The following is a 19,483-nucleotide window of genomic DNA, read 5'->3' as shown; positions in this document are numbered from 1 at the left end:
GCAGCACGCCGCTTTCATGCGACGCGTTGGGAAGTCTGGTTCATCGTGAGGTCTGACGATCAGTAGCATAACGAGCCGCCAGGAGTTTCCATGTCCAAAAGCGAAAAACAGAAAATGCTGACAGGCGAGCTGTATCACGCCACGTGCCCCGAGTTGCAAGCCGAACAGGCGGCCAACAAACACTGGATGCACCGCTACAACAACAACGTGGAGCTGACGGCCCAGGCGCGGCATGCATTGCTGGCAGGGCACCTCGGCCATGCGGGTGAGGGTGTGGTGCTGCGTGCCCCTTTCTATTGCGACTATGGATACAACATCAGCGTGGGCCGCAATACGTTCATGAACTTCAATTGCGTGATCCTTGACGTACTGCCTGTGCACATCGGCGAGGACTGCCAGATCGGCCCCAATGTGCAGATCTACACGGCCGACCACCCGCTCGACCCGCAGCTGCGGCGCACGGGCCTTGAGAGTGGGCGGCCGGTCAGCATTGGCAATAACGTGTGGATTGGTGGCGGTGCCATCATTCTTCCAGGGGTGTGCATCGGTGATGATGCAGTGGTCGGCGCAGGCAGTGTCGTTACCCGGGATGTTCCGGCAGGGGCGACGGTGGTGGGCAACCCTGCTCGCATACATCAGTCTGCCCAGGGGCAGTAACAGCCGATCGCCAGGGTGTTGGAGGCGCTGACAGGGCGGCCGTCGAGCAGCGCGGTGAGTATGGGCTCGATGAAGCTGTTGGCAGCGTTGCATACCGCGCCTTCGCTGTACGGGCCGAAGTAGGCCAGGTGCCCTTGGCGATCCCAGATGGCTACCGCGGGCGACGCTGGCATATGTTCACTGCCAGGCAGGTTGCTTAGTGGTTCCAGCGCAGCAAGGTCGTCCGGCAGATAGCCCCGTGTGCCGGGTTTGTGCAAGACGTGAAAGCTGACGCCCCGGTTCGTGAACTGCTTCATCAGGTCGGCCAGGTGCTGTTGGTTGCCAACGTTACACGGGCAGGCTGGGTCCCAGAAATGCACGACCCGCACGGGTCCGGGGCCGGCCAGTTCGGTAGGTAGCTGTAAGTGCGAGCCGTCGAACAACGTGGCCTGGTTGTCGAACGGGCGTAAATAGCGGACCTGGAAGGTCGTGTACGCCTGCCAGATGATGACCGTCCCGGCCACGACGCCGAGCATCATGCTCAGCCATTTGAGAGTTCGCAGGTTCATGAAAGGCCGATTGCTGCTCCCACGGGCAGTGGGAGGTGGGTTGCTGGTACGGCCAGCTTGCCACGGCGCGTCGATGAGCTGAATATCTCAGGTCAATACTTGCTTCACGCCGGACCCACCAAAATGCCTGCAAGCTTCCATCCAGACCTCCTGCGCACAAGCCTGGCCCCGCTGAATGCGCGTAAGCCGCTGTGCACCCATGCGAAGGCCTACCAACGCTTCTATGGGCTCGATCTGCCTGTCCACAGCTGGCTTGGGCAGTTTGCGGTTGCCGGATTCGAGGTGGTTGCGCAGGTGTGGTGTCCACAGCAGCCCAAGGCTACCTTGCTGCTGTTGCACGGGTACTACGACCACATGGGCTTGTACAGGCATCTGGTGGCATGGGCATTGAAGCGCGGTTATGCCGTTGTCAGCTGCGATTTACCCGGCCACGGCCTGTCTAGCGGCGAACGCGCCAGCATCGATGATTTCGCGATCTACCAGCAGGTACTTGAGTGCCTGTTCGAACAGACGCGCAGCTTGCAGCTGCCTCATCCATGGCACCTGTGCGGGCAGAGCACAGGTGGGGCCATTGCCGTGGATCACCTGCTGCACAACCCACAGACAAGCCCCATCGATGGGCAGGTATTGCTGCTTGCCCCATTGGTACGCCCCTGTGCCTGGCGCTGGTCGAAGCTCAGCTATCACGTGTTGCGCCACTTCGTGAACGGCATCGAGCGGCGTTTCACCGAAAACAGCACAGACCCTGCGTTTCTACCGTTTCTTGAAGCTGATCCGCTTCAGCCCAGGCGATTACCAACGGCATGGGTTGGCGCACTGATCGATTGGATCACACGCATCGAGGCGGCGCCCGTCAGTACCCGGCAGCCCTTGATTGTGCAAGGAGAGGCCGATGGCACGGTCGACTGGCCTTACAACCTTCAGGTGCTGAGGGCTAAGTTCGCGCAGCCGCAGGTCATGATGCTACCCGGGGCCCGACATCATCTTGCCAACGAACTGCCTGCCATTCGACAGCGCTATTTCGACTTCATCGACCAGCACTTGGGTTGATCAATTCAGCTCGCCGGTACTTTGGCCAACCGCCAGGCCGGCGCGAATGGCTGCCAGCGCAGCTCGATAGTAGGCTTTGCCGTCGTTGGATTCGGCAAAGGTTGCAAACGCTTCGAGTTCTGCGTCCGTGAGGTCACGGTATACATACAGCAGGGTGTTGTTCAGGTCCTGGCCGATCTGCTTCATAAGGCGTTGGCGCTGGCCGTCGAGCAGACCTTGGGCCTGCCCACCGCCCAACAACCCCGGAATCATCGAGCTCAGGCTGTCGGCAGCCATGCCGGCAATGGCAAGGCTCACCTCGGCCCCTGCCTCACGGGCGGGTAGCGCCTGGGCCAGGTGCCCAATGATCAGCATGCGATCATCGCTGGCCTGAATCTTCGGGAGCCCATCGGCGTTCTTGGCCAACTCATCCTTGCGGGTAGCCCGCAATTCGGCCGCGACGATCTTGCGCCCTAGCGGCGACTGGAAAAAGGCCAGCGCCGGTGATGGATTGGGCAGTGCCGAGCGCAGTTGCGCCAGTGCACGGCGGTCCACGGCCTGGGCCTGGAAGCGCTGGTTGCTGTTGCTCACCAGCGCCTGGTAAACGGCAGGTGGCAAGCTGTTGCGGTAGCGCTGCTGGGCGGCGTTCAAGGCGTCGGTGAAATGGGCGCGTTGCTCGGGCCAGCCAGCGGTCTTGTACAGCTGATCCAGGCTATCTGCCCAGACAGGCAACGTGCAGCTCATCAGCAGAATCAGGGAAAACAGACGGCGCATTCAGGACTCCTGTCGGCAGAGGGCTATTGTCTGTGGGGCAGCGCCGGTTTGTCGAGATATCCACGCGCTTCTCAGCCAAGTGGCGCTGTGCGCCGACGGGGCGAATGGATATGATGCGCCATGCACATTTCCCCCCAACACCCAATGCTTGCGGCCGTCGTCGACGATTTGGCCACCCATGGCTGGTCCCAGCAGGCACTGTTTCTGCCGGCGGACCTGGTCGGCGCGCTGGCAAACGAATGCCGACGCCGTTATGCCGAAGGGGAGCTCAACCCCGCAGGGATTGGACGGGGGCCTTCCCAAGAGGTGCGCGAGGCCATCCGTGGGGATCAGATCCAGTGGATCGATCCAGGCCAGGCGCACGCCTGCGACCAGTACCTGGCAGCCATGGACCAACTGCGCCTGGCAATCAACCAAGGGCTCTTCCTGGGCCTGGAAGACTTCGAATGCCACTTTGCGCTTTACCCACCCGGCGCTTTCTACAAACGGCATTTGGACCGTTTTCGCGATGACGACCGGCGCATGGTTTCGGCCGTGTTCTACCTGAACGATGACTGGACGCCCGCAGACGGTGGACAGTTGCGCATGTTCCTGGCCGATGGGGTGGAGCACGATGTTCAGCCCGTCGCGGGGTGCCTGGTGGTCTTCCTGTCCGGCGAAGTCCCTCATGAGGTGCTGCCGGCCGGTCGCGAGCGCCTGTCATTGACTGGCTGGTTCAGGCGCCGTGGCAATGATCCCTTCTGAGCGGGCGAGCATGCTGATCAGCACCTGCCACGGTTGACTGCGGCACGCTACCGAGTCGCTGCGGCCTGCTGCTCGTCGGCAAGCCACTTGTGTTCCAGTTCGGCCGTACGCCCGCTGTCCTTCAGGCGTTGCAGCGCGTTGTTCACGGCGCTTTCGAAGGCTGGGTTGTCCTTCTGGAACGGCACCACCAGCTGTTGCTTGCCAAAAGGCTGGCTGGTGTCGAGCGGGCTATCGCCTTGCGGTATTGCCGTGACAGGCAGCAACGCGATGTCGTATTTACCACTTTCAACGCCGGGCAGGGTTTGCGCCTCGGGTGCTTCGACGAACTCCACGCGCAGGTCGAGCTCCGAGGCCAGGGCCTGGCCGAACTCCACATCGAACCCTGTCAGGTGGTCATCCTGCTTGAAGGCGTATGGTGCGTTGTCACTCTGCACAGCGATGCGCAGTTCACCGCGATCGGCGATTTCGTCCATCAGCTCTGCCTGAGCCAATGGGCTGATCAGTACTGCCAGCAGTACCCCTATGGTCGAACGCATGAATGCCCCTTTTCGTTTAGCGAATGAATAACCGTCGCCACGGCTTTATTCCTCGCCATGGTCGAGCGCAGCCTATGACCCTGAAGTCGCGGCATCGTTTGACGTGCCGCCTGGTTTTTTTGTGCTCCCCGTCCGCCGCTGTGGTGGCCCCATAACGAAAAGGGAGGCCACCTGGGCCTCCCTTGATTCACGCTGGCCGCGTGTTAGAACAGTACGCGCGAGCGGATGGTGCCCTTGACCTGTTGCAGCTTCTCCTGCGCAAGGTCCGAGTATTCGGCGTCGACGTCGATCACCACATAGCCCACTTTCTCGTTGGTCTGCAGGAACTGACCCGAGATGTTAATGCCGTTTTCGGCAAATACCTTGTTGATTTCGCTGAGAACACCCGGGATGTTTTCGTGGATGTGCAGCAGGCGGTGCTTGCCAGGGTGAGCAGGCAGGGCCACTTCCGGGAAGTTGACCGACGACACGGAGGTCCCGTTGTCGCTGTACTTGACCAGCTTTTCGGCCACTTCCAGGCCGATGTTGGCCTGAGCCTCGGCAGTGGAACCGCCGATGTGCGGCGTCAGGATCACGTTGTCCAGGCCGCGCAGCGGGCTTTCGAACTCTTCATCGTTGGAGCGTGGCTCGACCGGGAACACGTCGATGGCAGCGCCGATCAGGTGCTTGTCCTTGATGGCTGCGGCCAGGTGATCAAGTTCGACCACGGTACCGCGGGCAGCGTTGATCAGGATGGAGCCCTTCTTCATCGCTCGGATTTCCTTCTCGCCGATCATCCACTGGGTGGATGGCAGCTCAGGCACATGCAGCGAGACGATATCGGCCAAGCCGAGCAATTCGTGCAGGTTGGTCACCTGGACAGCATTGCCCAGCGGCAGCTTGGTCAGCGGATCGAAGAAGTACACCTGCATGCCCAGGCTTTCGGCCAGTACAGACAGTTGGGTACCGATGGAGCCGTAACCGACGATGCCCAGTTTCTTGCCGCGAATCTCGAAGGAGTTGGCTGCGCTCTTGATCCAGCCGCCACGATGGCACGAGGCATTTTTTTCCGGAATGCCGCGCAGCAGCAGAATGGCTTCGGCCAGTACCAGCTCGGCTACCGAACGGGTGTTGGAGTACGGCGCGTTGAACACCGCGATACCGCGCTGACGGGCCGCTTCCAGGTCAACCTGGTTGGTACCGATGCAGAAGCAACCGACGGCGACCAGTTTCTTGGCGCAGTCGAAGATTTCTTCGGTCAACTGGGTGCGTGAGCGGATGCCGATGAAATGGGCGTCGGCGATCTTTTCCTTCAACTCTGCTTCGGGCAACGAACCAGTGAGGTATTCGATGTTGGTGTAGCCGGCAGCCGTCAGGGTATCGACCGCGTTCTGGTGTACACCTTCAAGAAGAAGGAACCGGATCTTGCTCTTGTCGAGAGAAGTCTTGCTCATCTGCGTAAACCTGTATCCCGGAGAAAAGTGGCGAGGGTGATGCCAGGCGCCCGTGGGCAGCTCTAGCATGAACAGCGGGGGCGCTATGCTAGCATACGCGACACAATCTGAGCTTATCCCGACAGGTGAAGAGTGCTCAGGGTGACCATGAATAAAGCGAGAGTTCAGGCGATGACCCAGCCCGCTGCATTGGATGAGTTGATGACCCTGGTCGACCCCGGCAAGGTGTTGACCGACCCCGAGTCCCTGCAAGCCTATGGCAAGGACTGGACGCGCCATTACCCGCCTGCGCCCAGCGCCATCGTCCTGCCCCGGACGATCGAACAGGTGCAGGCCATCGTGCGCTGGGCCAATGCCCATCGTGTGGCGCTCGTGCCTTCCGGGGGGCGTACCGGATTGTCCGCGGGCGCCGTGGCCGCCAGCGGGGAGGTGGTCGTCGCCTTCGATTACATGAACCGCATCCTGGATTTCAACGCCTTCGACCGCACCGTGGTCTGCCAGCCAGGGGTCATTACCCAGCAGGTACAGGCGTTCGCCGAGGAGCAGGGCCTGTATTACCCAGTGGACTTTGCCTCCAGTGGCTCCAGCCAGATAGGCGGTAACATCGGTACCAATGCCGGTGGCATCAAGGTGATCCGCTACGGCATGACCCGCAACTGGGTCGCGGGCCTCAAGGTGGTCACCGGCAGCGGTGAGTTGCTGGAATTGAACAAGGGCCTGATCAAGAACGCCACCGGCTACGACCTGCGCCAGCTGTTCATTGGCGCCGAAGGTACGCTGGGGTTCGTGGTCGAGGCCACCCTGCGCCTGGACCGTGCACCGCGCAACCTCACCGCCATGGTGTTGGGCACGCCTGATTTCGACTCGATCATGCCGGTACTTCACGCGTTTCAGGGCAAATTGGACCTGACGGCGTTCGAGTTTTTCTCCGACAAGGGCCTGGCCAAGATCCTGGCGCGCGGTGACGTGCCTGCGCCCTTCGAAACGCCATGCTCGTTCTATGCCTTGCTGGAGTTCGAGGCCGGCACCGAAGCGGTGGCCAACGAAGCCTTGGCCACCTTCGAACACTGTGTCGAGCAAGGTTGGGTGCTCGATGGCGTGATGAGCCAGAGCCAGACGCAGCTGAAGAATTTGTGGAAGCTACGCGAATACCTGTCCGAAACCATTTCGCACTGGACGCCGTATAAAAACGACATTTCCGTGACCGTCTCGAAAGTGCCGGCCTTCCTGCGCGACATCGACGCCGTCGTCCAGGCGCATTACCCGCACTACGAGGTGATCTGGTACGGGCATATCGGCGACGGCAACCTGCACCTGAACATCCTCAAACCCGAGCACATGAGCAAGGATGACTTCTTCGCATCCTGCACCGAGGTCAATAAGTGGGTGTTCGAGATCGTCCAGCGCTACGACGGTTCGATCTCCGCCGAGCACGGTGTGGGCATGACCAAGCGCGACTACCTGGGCTACAGCCGTTCCCCTGAAGAAATCGCCTGCATGAAGGCGATCAAGGCGGTGTTCGACCCTGCGGGCATCATGAATCCGGGTAAGATCTTCGCACCTGAATAAAAAGCGGTATCCAGAGGAGTGGCCATGAACTACCAGCACCAGTATGCAGACGGCACGCGCATTCATTTTCCACTGGGCAAGGTGGTATGCATCGGGCGTAACTACGCCGAACATGCCAAGGAGCTGGACAATCCCATTCCGACCGAACCCCTCCTGTTCATCAAACCGGGCAGTTGCGTGGTGCCGGCCGAGGGCGGGTTCAAGATTCCTGCCGACCGCGGGTCGGTGCATTACGAGGTGGAAATCGCGGTATTGCTGGGCAAGTCACTGTCCACGCGGCCGAGCCAGGAAGAGGTGCTCGATGCCATTTCCGGCTTCGCGCCGGCCTTGGACCTGACCCTGCGGGACGTGCAGGCCAAGCTCAAGGAAAAGGGCTTACCTTGGGAGTTGGCCAAGTGTTTCGACGGCGCCTGCGTGTTGCCGCCCTTCGTGTCTGCCGCCAGCTTCGAAGACATCACGGCCATCCCGGTGCGCCTGACGGTAAACGGCGAAGTCCGCCAGGACGGCTCCAGTGCAATGATGCTCAACCCGATCGTGCCGATGATCCAGCACATGGCTGCGCAGTTTTCGCTGCAGGCCGGCGACGTCATCCTGACCGGCACCCCAGCAGGCGTAGGCCCCTTCAACGTGGGCGATGACGTGGTTCTGGAGCTGCCAGGGATTAGCCGCTTCGAGAGCCGGGTGCTCTAAGCCGCTACCCACTCGGCTTTTCGCGGATGATCCGCCTTGGCCACGGCAGCGGTCAGGCGGCCCACCTCCGCGTCATCTGCGAATGCCCGGGCGGGTTGACTGTTTTTTCACACGTCTTCTGGATAATGCGCAGACCTTTGCTTCTTTCCCCAGGACGCCTCGATGCAATCAAACGCCCCTGCCTCCTTCAAGCGCCCGTTCTACCTGCGCTGGCCGTTCGGCTTGGCCGTGGGCGTGGTGATTACCTATGGCGTGGCCTTCGCCATGCATTGGGACGATCGGGCAGCATTGTGGATCAAGGAAGGTTTCGAAAGCACGGCCGAGCGCAGTGAAAGCGTGTGGCTGCCGGACTACACGGTGGATATCGATGCCAAGCCCTTGCCGGCAATGGCCGACTACGAGGCATCGGACCTCGCGTACAACCCCAGTACGCGTACGCTATTCGCCGTCATGGGCAAGCAACCCTTCCTCACCGAGCTGAACCTGGACGGCGACGTACTGCGCAACATTCCCCTTAATGGCTGGGCAAACCCGGAAGGCGTCACGGTCATGGACGGCGGCTACCTGGCAATCACGGACGAGCGGCTGCATGACCTGACGGTGGTGAAAGTCGATGCCACCACTACCGTGCTCAACCATGCGGACTTCCTCAGCCACGACCTAGGGGAGTCGCCAAACGGAAACAAGGGCTATGAGGCCGTGGTGTGGGATGCGTCGAAGCAGCGGCTGGTCATCGGCGAGGAGCGGCCGCCGCGCCTTTACGAATGGAAGTCCAATGGGCAAGGCCAACTGACGGGCGAGAAAACGCCGCTGCCCAGTGATTCGCTCGACCTGCGAAACCTGTCGGCGTTGGGCATTGACCCGCGAACGGGGCACCTGCTGGCGCTGTCTGCCGACTCCAACATGCTGCTGGAACTGGACGAGCAGGGTGAGCAGGTCAGCTTCATGACGTTGCTGGGGGGCTTCAATGGCCTGCAGCACACCATTCCTCGGGCCGAAGGTGTGGCAATGGATGACCAGGGCACCCTGTACATGGTCAGCGAACCGGCATTGTTCTACCGCTTTACCAAAGGCTAGGTTTTTCTGCTATTTACATGATGGCATTAAGCTTTATTTCAGTTGTTTGTGGTTAGATTCGCCATCCTTCGTCGAGTCTGCCTTCATGCACCGTTATCTGCGTCTGTCACTGGTTCCTGTCGTTCTAGGTCTGCTGTTGCTGGGCTGGGTCGGGCAGGAATTTCGTCTGTTCGAACGTGCCTGGTTCAACCTCACCACGTGGTGGCAGCCGGCGGAGCAAAGCATTGGCTTGAATCGCTATCAGGTGGTGGTCGAAGGGCGGCCGATCGAAGGGCTGGATGACGATGTCTCGGCGCTGACCTACGACCCTGACCGCAAGAGCCTGTTCACCGTGACCAACGCCCGCTCGGAGCTGATCGAGCTGTCGCTGGACGGGCGAATCCTGCGGCGCATCGCGTTGCACGGTTTCGGTGATCCCGAGGCGGTGGAGTACATCGGTCCCAACAGCTACGTGATTACCGACGAGCGCCAGCAGCGGCTGATCCGTGTGCGGCTCACCGACGACACCTTGTCCCTGGACGCTACTCAGGCCGAGCAATTGACCTTGGGCATCGGCCTCAACGGTAACAAGGGTTTCGAGGGGCTGGCCTTCGACTCGGTGGGCAAGCGGCTGTTCGTGGCCAAGGAGCGCGACCCGATGCTCATCTATGAAGTGCACGGGTTTCCTCATGACGATCCGCAACAACCCTATGCCGTGAACGTTGTCCAGGACCGAAAGCGCGATTCGCGCCTGTTCGTGCGCGACCTGTCGAGCCTGCAGTTCGACGAGCGCAGTGGGCACCTGCTGGCGCTGTCGGATGAATCACGCCTGGTCCTGGAGCTGGATGTGCAAGGGCGGCCACTGAGCACCTTGTCATTGCGCAAGGGGTTCCAGGGGCTCAAAGCGACAGTCCCGCAGGCGGAGGGCATTGCGATGGACGAGACCGGGACCATTTACATGGTCAGTGAGCCGAACCTGTTCTACGTATTCAAGCAGCCGGCGCCATGACCATATCGGCGCTCGGCAAGCCCCGGACGGCGCAACCGTACCCGGGCATGCCGGCTTGTATGGTTACTCGGCCTTCAGGCTCTTCACGCCGTCGGCAGTGCCCAACAGCAGCAGGTCGGCAGGCCGTGCGGCGAACAGGCCATTGGTGACCACGCCCACGATGGCATTGATCTGGGCTTCCAGCTCCACCGGGTTGGTGATCTGCAGGTTATACACGTCGAGGATCACGTTGCCGTTGTCCGTGACCACGCCCTCACGGTAGACCGGGTCACCGCCCAGCTTGACCAACTGGCGAGCGACGTGGCTGCGCGCCATCGGGATCACCTCCACCGGCAACGGGAAGTTGCCCAGAACCGGTACCAGCTTGCTGCCATCGGCGATGCAGATGAACGTCTTGGCCACGGCGGCAACGATCTTTTCCCGAGTCAGGGCCGCGCCACCCCCCTTGATCAGGTTCAGGTGCTCGTCGCTTTCATCGGCGCCGTCCACATAGAACTCCAGCTCGCTGACGCTGTTGAGCTCGTAGACCGGGATGCCATGCCCCTTGAGACGCTGGGCCGTGGCTTCGGAGCTGGCGACCGCGCCGTCGAAGGCCGTCTTGTGCTGCGCCAGGGCGTCGATGAAGAAATTGGCGGTCGAACCGGTGCCAACGCCAACGACGCTTTTGTCATCGAGCTTGGGCAGAATGAAGTCGACGGCAGCCTGGGCAACGGCCTGTTTGAGTTGGTCCTGGGTCATGCGGGCTCCGAGAGGGGGCAGGGCGGATGTAAAGGCGACCAGTATAACGGCAAGCGCGGCTTGGCTGTGGTCGTCCGACATAACGCTGGGGTAGACTCCGAGCCCTTGTCCCGCGGCCAGTGATGCTTTCCCGATGCTCGAACAGTACGTCAAGAAGATCCTCACCTCGCGCGTCTATGACGTTGCCGTCGAAACCCCCTTGCACAGCGCCGGGCAGTTGAGCAAACGCCTGGGCAACCAGATTCTGCTCAAGCGCGAGGACCTGCAGCCGGTGTTCTCGTTCAAGATCCGCGGGGCCTACAACAAGCTGGCGCAGTTGACCGCAGAAGAGCTGGCTCGCGGTGTGGTCACCGCGTCGGCAGGCAACCATGCCCAGGGGCTGGCCCTTGCTGCGCGGGAAATGGGCATCAAGGCCACCATCGTGATGCCCAAGACCACACCTGAAATCAAGATCGAAGGTGTGCGCTCGCGCGGCGGCAAAGTGGTCCTTCACGGTGACTCGTTCCCCGAGGCATTGGCGTATTCGCTGAAACTGGTCGATGAAAAAGGCTTCGTCTACATCCATCCCTACGATGATCCGCACACCATCGCGGGCCAGGGCACCGTGGCCATGGAAATCCTGCGCCAGCACCCTGGTCGGCTGGACGCCATTTTCGTGCCGGTCGGCGGCGGCGGTCTGATCGCCGGCATCGCCGCCTACGTGAAGTACCTGCGCCCCGAAATCAAGGTGATTGGCGTTGAACCGGACGACTCCAATTGCCTGCAGGCCGCCATGGCCGCTGGTGAGCGGGTGGTGCTGCCGCAGGTAGGGTTGTTTGCCGACGGCGTGGCGGTGGCCCAGATTGGCCAGCATACCTTCGACATCTGCCGCCAGTACGTGGACGAAGTCATCACCGTCAGCACCGACGAAATCTGCGCGGCGATCAAGGACATCTACGACGATACCCGTTCGATCACCGAGCCTGCGGGGGCACTGGGGGTGGCGGGTATCAAGCGTTACGTGGAGATGTACGGGGTCAGCGGCCAGACCCTCGTCGCCATCGATTCCGGGGCGAACGTCAATTTCGACCGCCTGCGCCATGTCGCGGAGCGGGCAGAGCTGGGTGAAAAGCGCGAAGCTATCATCGCGGTCACCATCCCGGAGCGCCCCGGTAGCTTCAAGGCCTTCTGCGAAGCGGTGGGCAAGCGTCAGATCACCGAATTCAACTACCGCAAACACACCTCCGATGAAGCGCACATCTTCGTGGGCGTGCAGACCCATCCGGAAAACGACCCCCGCGCGGCATTGGTGCAGCAGTTGATCGACCAGGGCTTCCCGGTCACGGACCTTACCGACAATGAGCTGGCCAAATTGCACATTCGCCACATGGTGGGCGGGCACTCGGCCGGGGCGAGCGATGAAATGGTGCTGCGTTTCGAATTCCCCGAGCGGCCAGGGGCACTGTTCAACTTCCTCGACAAGCTGGGCGGGCGCTGGAACATCTCGATGTTCCACTACCGTAACCATGGCGCGGCAGATGGCCGTGTGGTGGCGGGGCTGCAGGTCCCTGAGGACGAGCGCCACCTTGTGCCGGCCGCGCTGGCGCAGATTGGCTATCCCTACTGGGATGAAACCCAGAACCCGGCCTACACGTTGTTCCTTGGCTGAACGGCTAAGCTCTTACCCACGGGGGGGCGCCGCTTCGCAGTGAACAGGCGGCGCAGCCTGGCGGCCTTGCTCGCTCGCAGCCCCCTGTAACGCAACCAGCCCAGGACGAGTGACATGGAACACCTCAACACCCTCAAAGCCTTGCACGTGATCGGCACCGCATTGTTGTTGCTGGGTGCTCTGGGCTTGGCGATCTGGACGATGCGCGCCCGCCGGCAGGGTGGCGGGACGGTGTATGGCAGGTTGATGCAGCGGCCTCTGGTCTTCGTCTGGTTGGTGATGGGTATCAGCCTGATCAGCATGCCGTTCACCGGTTGGTGGCTGGTGCACCTGGTGGGTTGGCCGCTGGGTCAGACCTGGCTACTGGCGTCGAGTGCGCTGTATACCGTGGGCGCGTTGGCCTGGGTATGGCTTGCGGTGCGCCTGAATCGGCTGCGCAGGACACCTGCACAGGGTGCTCGGCTAACACTGGCGTTGGCCGTGTTCAGTGCCGTGTGCCTGCTGTCCATCGCCGGATTGATGGGCGCCAAGCCCGTCTGATCCTCGCCAAGGTATCCACCGATTGCCTGTCGGCAAAGCCTGGTTCACAGACTTGCATAGCGCTGACGGTATATAAGCACCGCAGGCGCGTTGCTGCGCTCGCAGGCTTTGTGGAACAATGCGGTGACATGCGTTTGCGAGGTTGCTGCCGTGATCGACCCGGATGGTTTTCGCCCCAATGTCGGGATCATTCTCACGAATGATGCCGGGCAGGTGCTATGGGCTCGACGGATCAACCAGGATGCCTGGCAATTTCCACAGGGCGGTATCAACCCTGACGAGACGCCAGAAGACGCCCTGTACCGCGAGCTGAACGAAGAAGTTGGCCTTGAACGCGATGATGTGGAAATTCTTGCCTGCACCCGTGGTTGGTTGCGTTATCGTTTACCCCAGCGACTGGTGCGCACCCACAGCCAACCGTTGTGCATCGGCCAGAAACAGAAGTGGTTCCTGCTGCGTCTGATCAGCAATGAACAACGGGTGCGTATGGACCTGACCGGCAAGCCGGAGTTCGATGGCTGGCGCTGGGTGAGCTACTGGTACCCGCTGGGCCAGGTTGTGACATTCAAGCGCGAGGTCTATCGGCGCGCCCTGAAAGAGCTAGCACCGCGTCTTCTGACGCGCGACTGACGACGGAGTTCGACCCCGAGCCATGCTCAATACGCTGCGCAAGATCGTCCAGGAAGTAAACTCCGCCAAAGATCTCAAGTCGGCGTTGGGGATCATTGTCTTGCGTGTCAAAGAGGCCATGGCCAGCCAGGTCTGTTCGGTCTACCTGCTGGACCCGGAAACCAACCGGTTCGTATTGATGGCCACCGAGGGGCTGAACAAGCGTTCGATCGGCAAGGTCAGCATGGCCCCCAACGAAGGCCTGGTCGGGCTGGTGGGCACCCGCGAAGAACCCCTGAACCTCGAAGATGCCGCCGCACACCCGCGTTACAGGTACTTCGCCGAGACCGGCGAGGAACGCTTCGCTTCCTTCCTGGGCGCCCCGATCATCCACCACCGCCGCGTGGTGGGGGTCCTGGTCATTCAGCAGCGCGAGCGTCGCCAGTTCGACGAAGGCGAAGAGGCCTTCCTGGTGACCATGAGTGCGCAATTGGCGGGGGTGATCGCCCATGCCGAGGCCACTGGCTCGATTCGCGGCCTGGGTCGCCAGGGCAAGGGTATTCAGGAGGCGCGGTTCGTTGGTGTGCCTGGCTCGCCTGGTGCTGCCGTAGGGCGGGCGGTGGTGATGCTGCCACCGGCCGACCTGGAAGTGGTCCCGGACAAGACGGTCGAGGACATCGACGCCGAACTGCACCTGTTCCATGCGGCCCTCGAAGGTGTGCGCGCCGACATGCGCAAGCTGTCGGCCAAGCTGGCCACCCAACTGCGCCCCGAAGAGCGGGCGTTGTTCGATGTCTACCTGATGATGCTCGAGGACGCTGCCCTGGGCGGCGAGGTGCGGGAGGTCATCAAGACCGGCCAATGGGCGCAGGGCGCCCTGCGCCAGGTGGTGGGCGAGCACGTCAACCGCTTCGAACTGATGGACGACGATTACCTGCGCGAGCGGGCCTCCGACGTCAAGGACCTGGGCCGACGCTTGCTCGCCTACCTGCAACAGGCCCGCTCGCAGTCGCTGGTGTATGCCGACAACACCATTCTGGTCAGCGAAGAGCTGACCCCGGCCATGCTGGGCGAAGTGCCCGAAGGCAAGCTGGTGGGCCTGGTCTCGGTATTGGGCTCGGGCAACTCGCACGTGGCCATTCTGGCCCGCGCCATGGGTATTCCGACCGTGATGGGCCTGGTCGACCTGCCTTATTCGAAGGTCGATGGCATCGAGCTGATCGTCGATGGCTACAAAGGGGAGGTCTTTACCAACCCAAGCGATGTGCTGCGCAAACAGTACAGCGACGTGGTCGAGGAAGAGCGCCAGCTGGCACAGGGCCTGGACGCCTTGCGCGAGCTGCCCTGCGTGACCCCTGACGGCCACCGCATGCCGCTGTGGGTCAATACCGGTCTACTGGCCGATGTCGCTCGCGCCCAGCAGCGTGGCGCCGAAGGGGTAGGCCTGTACCGCACCGAAGTGCCGTTCATGATCAACCAGCGCTTCCCCAGCGAAAAAGAGCAGTTGGCGATTTACCGCGAACAGCTGGCGGCTTTCCATCCACTGCCCGTGACCATGCGCACACTGGACATCGGCGGCGACAAGGCGCTGTCCTACTTTCCGATCAAGGAAGAAAACCCCTTCCTGGGCTGGCGTGGCATTCGCGTCACGCTCGATCATCCCGAGATTTTCCTGGTGCAGACGCGGGCCATGCTCAAGGCCAGCGAAGGCTTGAACAACCTGCGGATTCTGCTGCCGATGATTTCCGGCGTTCAAGAACTCGAGGAAGCGCTGCACCTGATTCACCGTGCCTGGGGCGAGGTGCGCGACGAAGGCACCGATGTACCGATGCCGCCGGTGGGCGTGATGGTGGAAATCCCGGCCGCGGTGTACCAGACCCGTGAACTGGCGCGACAGGTGGACTTCCTGTCAGTGGGGTCCAATGACCTGACCCAGTACCTGCTGGCTGTGGACCGTAACAATCCTCGGGTAGCCGACCTCTACGATTACCTGCATCCAGCCGTGCTGCAGGCGGTCAACACCGTGGTCCGCGATGCTCATGCCGAAGGCAAACCGGTAAGTATCTGCGGCGAAATGGCGGGCGACCCGGCAGCTGCCATCCTGCTCATGGCCATGGGCTTCGACAGCCTGTCGATGAACGCCACCAACCTGCCGAAGGTGAAGTGGATGCTGCGCCAGGTGAACATGAGCAAGGCTAAAGAGCTGCTGCAAGAGGCGCTGAGCCATGACAACCCGCAGGTCATCCACAGCTCGCTGCAGCTGGCGCTGAAGAACCTGGGGCTTGCACGAATGATCGGGCCCGGGGCCAACAAGCCGCTCTGAGCGCCATGTGTACCGGCGCCTAGTGAGTTGACCTGCATACAAGGTCGGCCTGGGTGATCAAACCGAGAGTTTCACCTCCCCGAGAAGGGATCCGAACGGGCCGAAGCTGCGTTCGATGAACTGCCTTTGGCCTCGATTATCGACAATCAGCACGGTACTGGCGCGTGTGCCGTAGTGCTGACTGGCGATGAACGCGCTCGACAACAGTTTCTCGGTGGCCAGGCCCACGCCTGTTTCCGGCAACAGGGCGTCGACCACAGGCTCGTCATCTGCCAACAGTCCCAATAGTCGGTCAGGGGCTGGTTTTTCCAACAACTCCGCCAGGCGGCTGCGCGCCTTGACCAGCTTCGGCCACGGGGTATCAAGCTGCGCATTGGAAAGCCCGTACACGCCCGCCTCAAGCAGACGTGGCACTGCTTCCCTGGCATTGACGTACCCCAGAGCATGCTGATCGCCAATGAGCAGGTTGAAGCCTGAATACTGGTCGGCTCGGCTTGCCACCTGATTCAGATAAGTTTCTACGGTTTGCTCACCCTTCAGAAAAGCGGCCACCAACTCGCCACGCGAATGCGATCCCAGTGACTGTCTGGGGTCACGGATATTGGTCAACGCGGCGAACCTTCCCTGTGGGCCGACTCCCAGCCAAGTCCCGCCAGCCTCCAGGTCTCTGCCCGCGTACACCTGCGGTGCGTCTTCCCACGGTGCCAACGCCAGGGTAGGGCGGGCATAGAATTCATCACGGTTGGCTGCCACGATCAACGGCAGGGCATGCCCTGGCCGCCAGGCGAACACGATCAGGCACATTTTTCCGGTCCTGTGTTTTCTTCCACTGTACCCAGGCAGCGCGGCAGATCCAACCTGACACAGACTTCACTAGAGCCGCGAACCCAGCTTCCGTTACCATGCCGGATTGATTTCTCGGGGAAGCCGAATGGAATTCGTGCTCTATCTGGTCTTGGGTGCATGTGCGGGGGTGCTGGCTGGCCTGTTTGGCGTGGGCGGGGGCATCATCATCGTGCCTGTGCTCGTGGTCAGCTTCACGTTGCAGGGCTTTGACGCTTCGGTGTTGACGCACCTTGCGGTAGGCACCTCCCTGGCCTCCATCGTCTTCACCTCCATCAACGCCGTGCTCGAGCATCACCGCAAAGGCGCGGTGCAATGGCCGATCTTTGCCTGGATGACCCTGGGGATCCTGCTGGGTGCCGGTGTCGGGGCCAAGACGGCGTCGCTGATCCAGGGGCCCATGCTGCAGAAGATCATCGGCGTCTTTGCCTTGGTGATTGCCGCGCAGATGGCACTGGACCTCAAGCCCAAGGCCAGCCGCGGTGTGCCCGGCAAGGCTGCACGGGTGGCAGCGGGGGGCGTGATCGGCTGGGCCTCGGCCATTTTTGGCATCGGCGGCGGCTCGCTGACCGTGCCCTTCCTGACCTGGCGCAGCCTGCCCATGCAGCAGGCCGTGGCAACGTCGTCAGCGTGTGGCCTGCCCATTGCGTTCGCCAGTGCAGTGGGGTTCATGGTGCTGGGCTGGCATGAACCTCAATTGCCGCCGCACAGCGTGGGTTACGTCTACCTGCCGGCGATGGTCGGCATCGCCGTGACCAGCATGTTTTTCGCACGTTACGGGGCGCGGTTGGCTCACAGACTGTCACCGCGCCTGTTGAAGCGCCTGTTTGCGGCCCTGTTGTTCTGTGTAGGCCTGAGCTTTCTGATTTGAATCGAGAGGATGTTAAATGCTGCCTTACCCGCAGATAGACCCCGTGGCACTGGCCATCGGACCGCTGAAAATCCATTGGTACGGCCTGATGTACCTGATCGGCATTGGCGGGGCCTGGTTGCTGGCCACCCGCCGCCTCAACCGGTTCGACCCTACCTGGAGCCGCGAAAAGCTCTCCGACCTGGTCTTCTGGCTGTCGATGGGGGTGATCGTGGGAGGGCGGCTGGGCTATGTGCTGTTCTACGATCTGCACGCGTACCTGGCCAACCCGACGCTGATCTTCGAGGTCTGGAAAGGCGGCATGTCGTTCCACGGCGGTTTCATTGGCGTGATGCTCGCTGCATTGTGGTTCGGCAAGCGCCACAACAAGTCGTTCTTCGAACTCATGGACTTCGTCGCCCCGCTGGTGCCGATCGGCCTGGGTGCCGGGCGTATCGGCAATTTCATCAATGCCGAGCTGTGGGGCAAGCCGACCGATGTGCCATGGGCGATGGTCTTCCCACCGTTCAGCGACCCGGCCCAGTTGCCGCGCCACCCTTCGCAGCTGTATCAGTTCGCCCTCGAAGGCGTGGCGCTGTTCGTGATTCTCTGGCTGTACTCGCGCAAACCTCGGCCCACCATGGCCGTTTCCGGAATGTTCGCGTTGTTCTACGGTATTTTCCGTTTCATCGTCGAGTTCGTGAGAGTTCCGGATGCCCAGCTCGGTTACCTGGCCTGGGGATGGCTGACCATGGGTCAGATTCTGTGCATCCCCATGATCGTGGCTGGCCTTGCGCTCATCTGGTGGGCTTATAATCGCAAGCCTACGGCGACACCCGCCTGATCACTCTCCCGGCAGGGGCGATCCCCCTGCCGTCTAGCTACAGGTAAGCCATGAAACAGTATCTGGACCTGGTCCGCGACGTTATCGAAAACGGCACGTTGCAGGAAAACCGTACCGGCATCCGCACCATCAGCCTGCCAGGGGCGATGCTGCGCTTCGACCTGCAGAAGGGGTTCCCCGCCATCACCACGCGCAAGCTGGCGTTCAAGTCGGCGATCGGCGAAATGGTAGGTTTCCTGCGCGGGGTTCGCAACGCCGGCCAATTCCGTGAGTTGGGTTGCAAGGTCTGGGACCAGAACGCCAACGAAAACGCCCAGTGGTTGGCCAACCCGTTCCGCCAGGGCCATGACGACCTGGGCGAGATCTACGGGGTCCAGTGGCGGCAGTGGCCGGGCTACAAGCGCATCCCCCTGAGCAATCGAGCCGCGATCGAGATGGCGGAGAAGGCCGGGTTCCGTCAGATTGCCCAGGATGAAGAGGATGGCGTGGCGTTTGTCATCCTGTACAAAGCCATCGATCAGGTCCGTCAGTGCCTGGACACCATCGCAAACGACCCTGGCAGCCGGCGCATCCTGTTCCATGGCTGGAACTGCGCCCAGCTCGATGAAATGGCCTTGCCGCCTTGCCATCTGCTGTACCAGTTCCACCCCAACGTGACAACGCGCGAGCTCTCGCTGACGCTTTATATCCGTTCCAACGATCTTGGCCTGGGTACGCCATTCAACCTCACCGAAGGGGCGGCATTGCTGGCGCTGTTCGGTCGGCTGACCGGCTATACCCCGCGCTGGTTCACCTATTTCATCGGCGATGCCCATGTGTACGAGAACCATCTGGACATGCTCAACGAGCAGCTCAAGCGCGAGCCGCTGGAAGCGCCGAAGCTGGTGATCAGCGATCGGGTGCCGGCGTTCGCCGAGACGGGCAAGTACGAGCCGCAGTGGCTTGAACAGATCGAGCCGAGTGATTTCTGGCTCGAAGGGTATGAACATCATGCCCCGATGACGGCTCCGATGGCGGTTTGAAGGTGGCGCCTTCATACCCCC

20 protein-coding genes are annotated in these 19,483 nt (G+C 61.6%); 14 read left to right on the top strand and 6 right to left on the bottom strand.

The genetic code is table 11. The features are described from left to right. Positions 1-90 precede the first annotated feature (90 nt). A complete protein-coding gene (locus tag CRP40_RS05935; protein WP_027913452.1) occupies positions 91-657 on the top strand; it encodes a sugar O-acetyltransferase in 567 nt (188 codons plus the stop codon). Here the strand turns inward: CRP40_RS05935 and CRP40_RS05930 are convergent. Then, entirely contained in the window at positions 636-1,205 is a 570-nt protein-coding gene (locus CRP40_RS05930; RefSeq protein WP_027913453.1) for a DUF6436 domain-containing protein, read from the bottom strand. The two genes, CRP40_RS05935 and CRP40_RS05930, sit on opposite strands and share 22 nt — an antisense overlap. 123 nt (positions 1,206-1,328) lie before the next feature. Between CRP40_RS05930 and CRP40_RS05925 the strand changes: the two genes are divergently transcribed. Continuing rightward, a complete protein-coding gene (locus CRP40_RS05925; protein ID WP_027913454.1) occupies positions 1,329-2,255 on the top strand; it encodes an alpha/beta hydrolase in 927 nt (308 codons plus the stop codon). On the opposite strand, the gene CRP40_RS05920 is transcribed toward CRP40_RS05925, so the two are convergent. Beyond that, on the bottom strand, positions 2,256-3,008 hold the full coding sequence (locus tag CRP40_RS05920) for a DUF2059 domain-containing protein (RefSeq protein ID WP_027913455.1): 753 nt from the start codon (positions 3,006-3,008) through the stop codon (positions 2,256-2,258). A gap of 120 nt (positions 3,009-3,128) precedes the next feature. On the opposite strand from CRP40_RS05920, the gene CRP40_RS05915 reads away from it, so the two are divergent. Beyond that, positions 3,129-3,752: a 2OG-Fe(II) oxygenase gene (locus tag CRP40_RS05915; protein ID WP_027913456.1), complete on the top strand. Its 624-nt coding sequence runs from the start codon at positions 3,129-3,131 to the stop codon at positions 3,750-3,752. Between the two features lie 47 nt (positions 3,753-3,799). On the opposite strand, the gene CRP40_RS05910 is transcribed toward CRP40_RS05915, so the two are convergent. After that, positions 3,800-4,288: a transporter substrate-binding domain-containing protein gene (locus CRP40_RS05910; RefSeq protein ID WP_027913457.1), complete on the bottom strand. Its 489-nt coding sequence runs from the start codon at positions 4,286-4,288 to the stop codon at positions 3,800-3,802. A 203-nt stretch (positions 4,289-4,491) separates the two neighbouring features. Beyond that, positions 4,492-5,721, bottom strand: coding sequence for a phosphoglycerate dehydrogenase (serA, locus tag CRP40_RS05905; protein ID WP_023532441.1), 1,230 nt, complete (start codon positions 5,719-5,721; stop codon positions 4,492-4,494). Positions 5,722-5,892: 171 nt separating this feature from the next. On the opposite strand from serA, the gene CRP40_RS05900 reads away from it, so the two are divergent. From CRP40_RS05900 to CRP40_RS05885, 4 genes are all read left to right on the top strand, one after another. Next, positions 5,893-7,290 carry an FAD-binding oxidoreductase gene (locus CRP40_RS05900; RefSeq protein WP_027913458.1) on the top strand — a complete coding sequence of 466 codons (1,398 nt, stop codon included), beginning with the start codon at positions 5,893-5,895 and terminating at the stop codon, positions 7,288-7,290. 24 nt (positions 7,291-7,314) lie between these two features. After that, the gene (locus CRP40_RS05895) at positions 7,315-7,980 is read left to right on the top strand and encodes a fumarylacetoacetate hydrolase family protein (protein WP_027913459.1); all 666 of its coding nucleotides are present in this window, start codon (positions 7,315-7,317) and stop codon (positions 7,978-7,980) included. Positions 7,981-8,142: 162 nt separating this feature from the next. Next, positions 8,143-9,057: an SdiA-regulated domain-containing protein gene (locus CRP40_RS05890; protein WP_027913460.1), complete on the top strand. Its 915-nt coding sequence runs from the start codon at positions 8,143-8,145 to the stop codon at positions 9,055-9,057. An 85-nt stretch (positions 9,058-9,142) separates the two neighbouring features. Beyond that, entirely contained in the window at positions 9,143-10,045 is a 903-nt protein-coding gene (locus CRP40_RS05885) for an SdiA-regulated domain-containing protein (RefSeq protein WP_027913461.1), read from the top strand. A gap of 63 nt (positions 10,046-10,108) precedes the next feature. Here CRP40_RS05885 and rpiA read toward each other — a convergent pair whose 3' ends face one another. Beyond that, complete coding sequence (gene rpiA / locus CRP40_RS05880) at positions 10,109-10,783, bottom strand: ribose-5-phosphate isomerase RpiA (RefSeq protein WP_023532306.1); 675 nt, start codon at positions 10,781-10,783, stop codon at positions 10,109-10,111. Between the two features lie 133 nt (positions 10,784-10,916). Between rpiA and ilvA the strand changes: the two genes are divergently transcribed. The 4 genes from ilvA to ptsP all read left to right on the top strand — a co-directional run bounded on the left by ilvA (position 10,917) and on the right by ptsP (position 15,903). Then, positions 10,917-12,431, top strand: a complete 1,515-nt coding sequence (gene ilvA, locus CRP40_RS05875; RefSeq protein ID WP_027913462.1) for a threonine ammonia-lyase, biosynthetic — start codon at positions 10,917-10,919, stop codon at positions 12,429-12,431. A 114-nt stretch (positions 12,432-12,545) separates the two neighbouring features. Next, the gene (locus tag CRP40_RS05870; RefSeq protein WP_027913463.1) at positions 12,546-12,971 is read left to right on the top strand and encodes a DUF2269 family protein; all 426 of its coding nucleotides are present in this window, start codon (positions 12,546-12,548) and stop codon (positions 12,969-12,971) included. A 150-nt stretch (positions 12,972-13,121) separates the two neighbouring features. Next, positions 13,122-13,601, top strand: coding sequence for an RNA pyrophosphohydrolase (locus CRP40_RS05865; protein WP_023532670.1), 480 nt, complete (start codon positions 13,122-13,124; stop codon positions 13,599-13,601). A gap of 22 nt (positions 13,602-13,623) precedes the next feature. Then, positions 13,624-15,903 carry a phosphoenolpyruvate--protein phosphotransferase gene (gene ptsP / locus CRP40_RS05860; RefSeq protein WP_027913464.1) on the top strand — a complete coding sequence of 760 codons (2,280 nt, stop codon included), beginning with the start codon at positions 13,624-13,626 and terminating at the stop codon, positions 15,901-15,903. 57 nt (positions 15,904-15,960) lie between these two features. On the opposite strand, the gene CRP40_RS05855 is transcribed toward ptsP, so the two are convergent. Continuing rightward, positions 15,961-16,707 carry an NRDE family protein gene (locus CRP40_RS05855; RefSeq protein ID WP_027913465.1) on the bottom strand — a complete coding sequence of 249 codons (747 nt, stop codon included), beginning with the start codon at positions 16,705-16,707 and terminating at the stop codon, positions 15,961-15,963. Between the two features lie 127 nt (positions 16,708-16,834). On the opposite strand from CRP40_RS05855, the gene CRP40_RS05850 reads away from it, so the two are divergent. From CRP40_RS05850 to CRP40_RS05840, 3 genes are read left to right on the top strand one after another with little or no spacing between them, the layout of a single operon-like run. Beyond that, positions 16,835-17,617, top strand: coding sequence for a sulfite exporter TauE/SafE family protein (locus CRP40_RS05850; protein ID WP_027913466.1), 783 nt, complete (start codon positions 16,835-16,837; stop codon positions 17,615-17,617). Positions 17,618-17,633: 16 nt separating this feature from the next. Beyond that, positions 17,634-18,440 (top strand): prolipoprotein diacylglyceryl transferase, encoded by an 807-nt coding sequence (gene lgt, locus CRP40_RS05845; RefSeq protein ID WP_027913467.1) that lies wholly within the window; start codon positions 17,634-17,636, stop codon positions 18,438-18,440. Positions 18,441-18,490: 50 nt separating this feature from the next. Further along, on the top strand, positions 18,491-19,462 hold the full coding sequence (locus CRP40_RS05840) for a thymidylate synthase (RefSeq protein WP_027913468.1): 972 nt from the start codon (positions 18,491-18,493) through the stop codon (positions 19,460-19,462). Positions 19,463-19,483: the final 21 nt, after the last annotated feature.

Origin of the sequence: Pseudomonas sp. URMO17WK12:I9 (assembly GCF_900230165.1) — a bacterium.
GTDB lineage: Bacteria > Pseudomonadota > Gammaproteobacteria > Pseudomonadales > Pseudomonadaceae > Aquipseudomonas > Aquipseudomonas fulva.
Note: the sequence above shows the minus strand (reverse complement) of the source record. Positions and strands in the feature narration are given on the sequence as shown.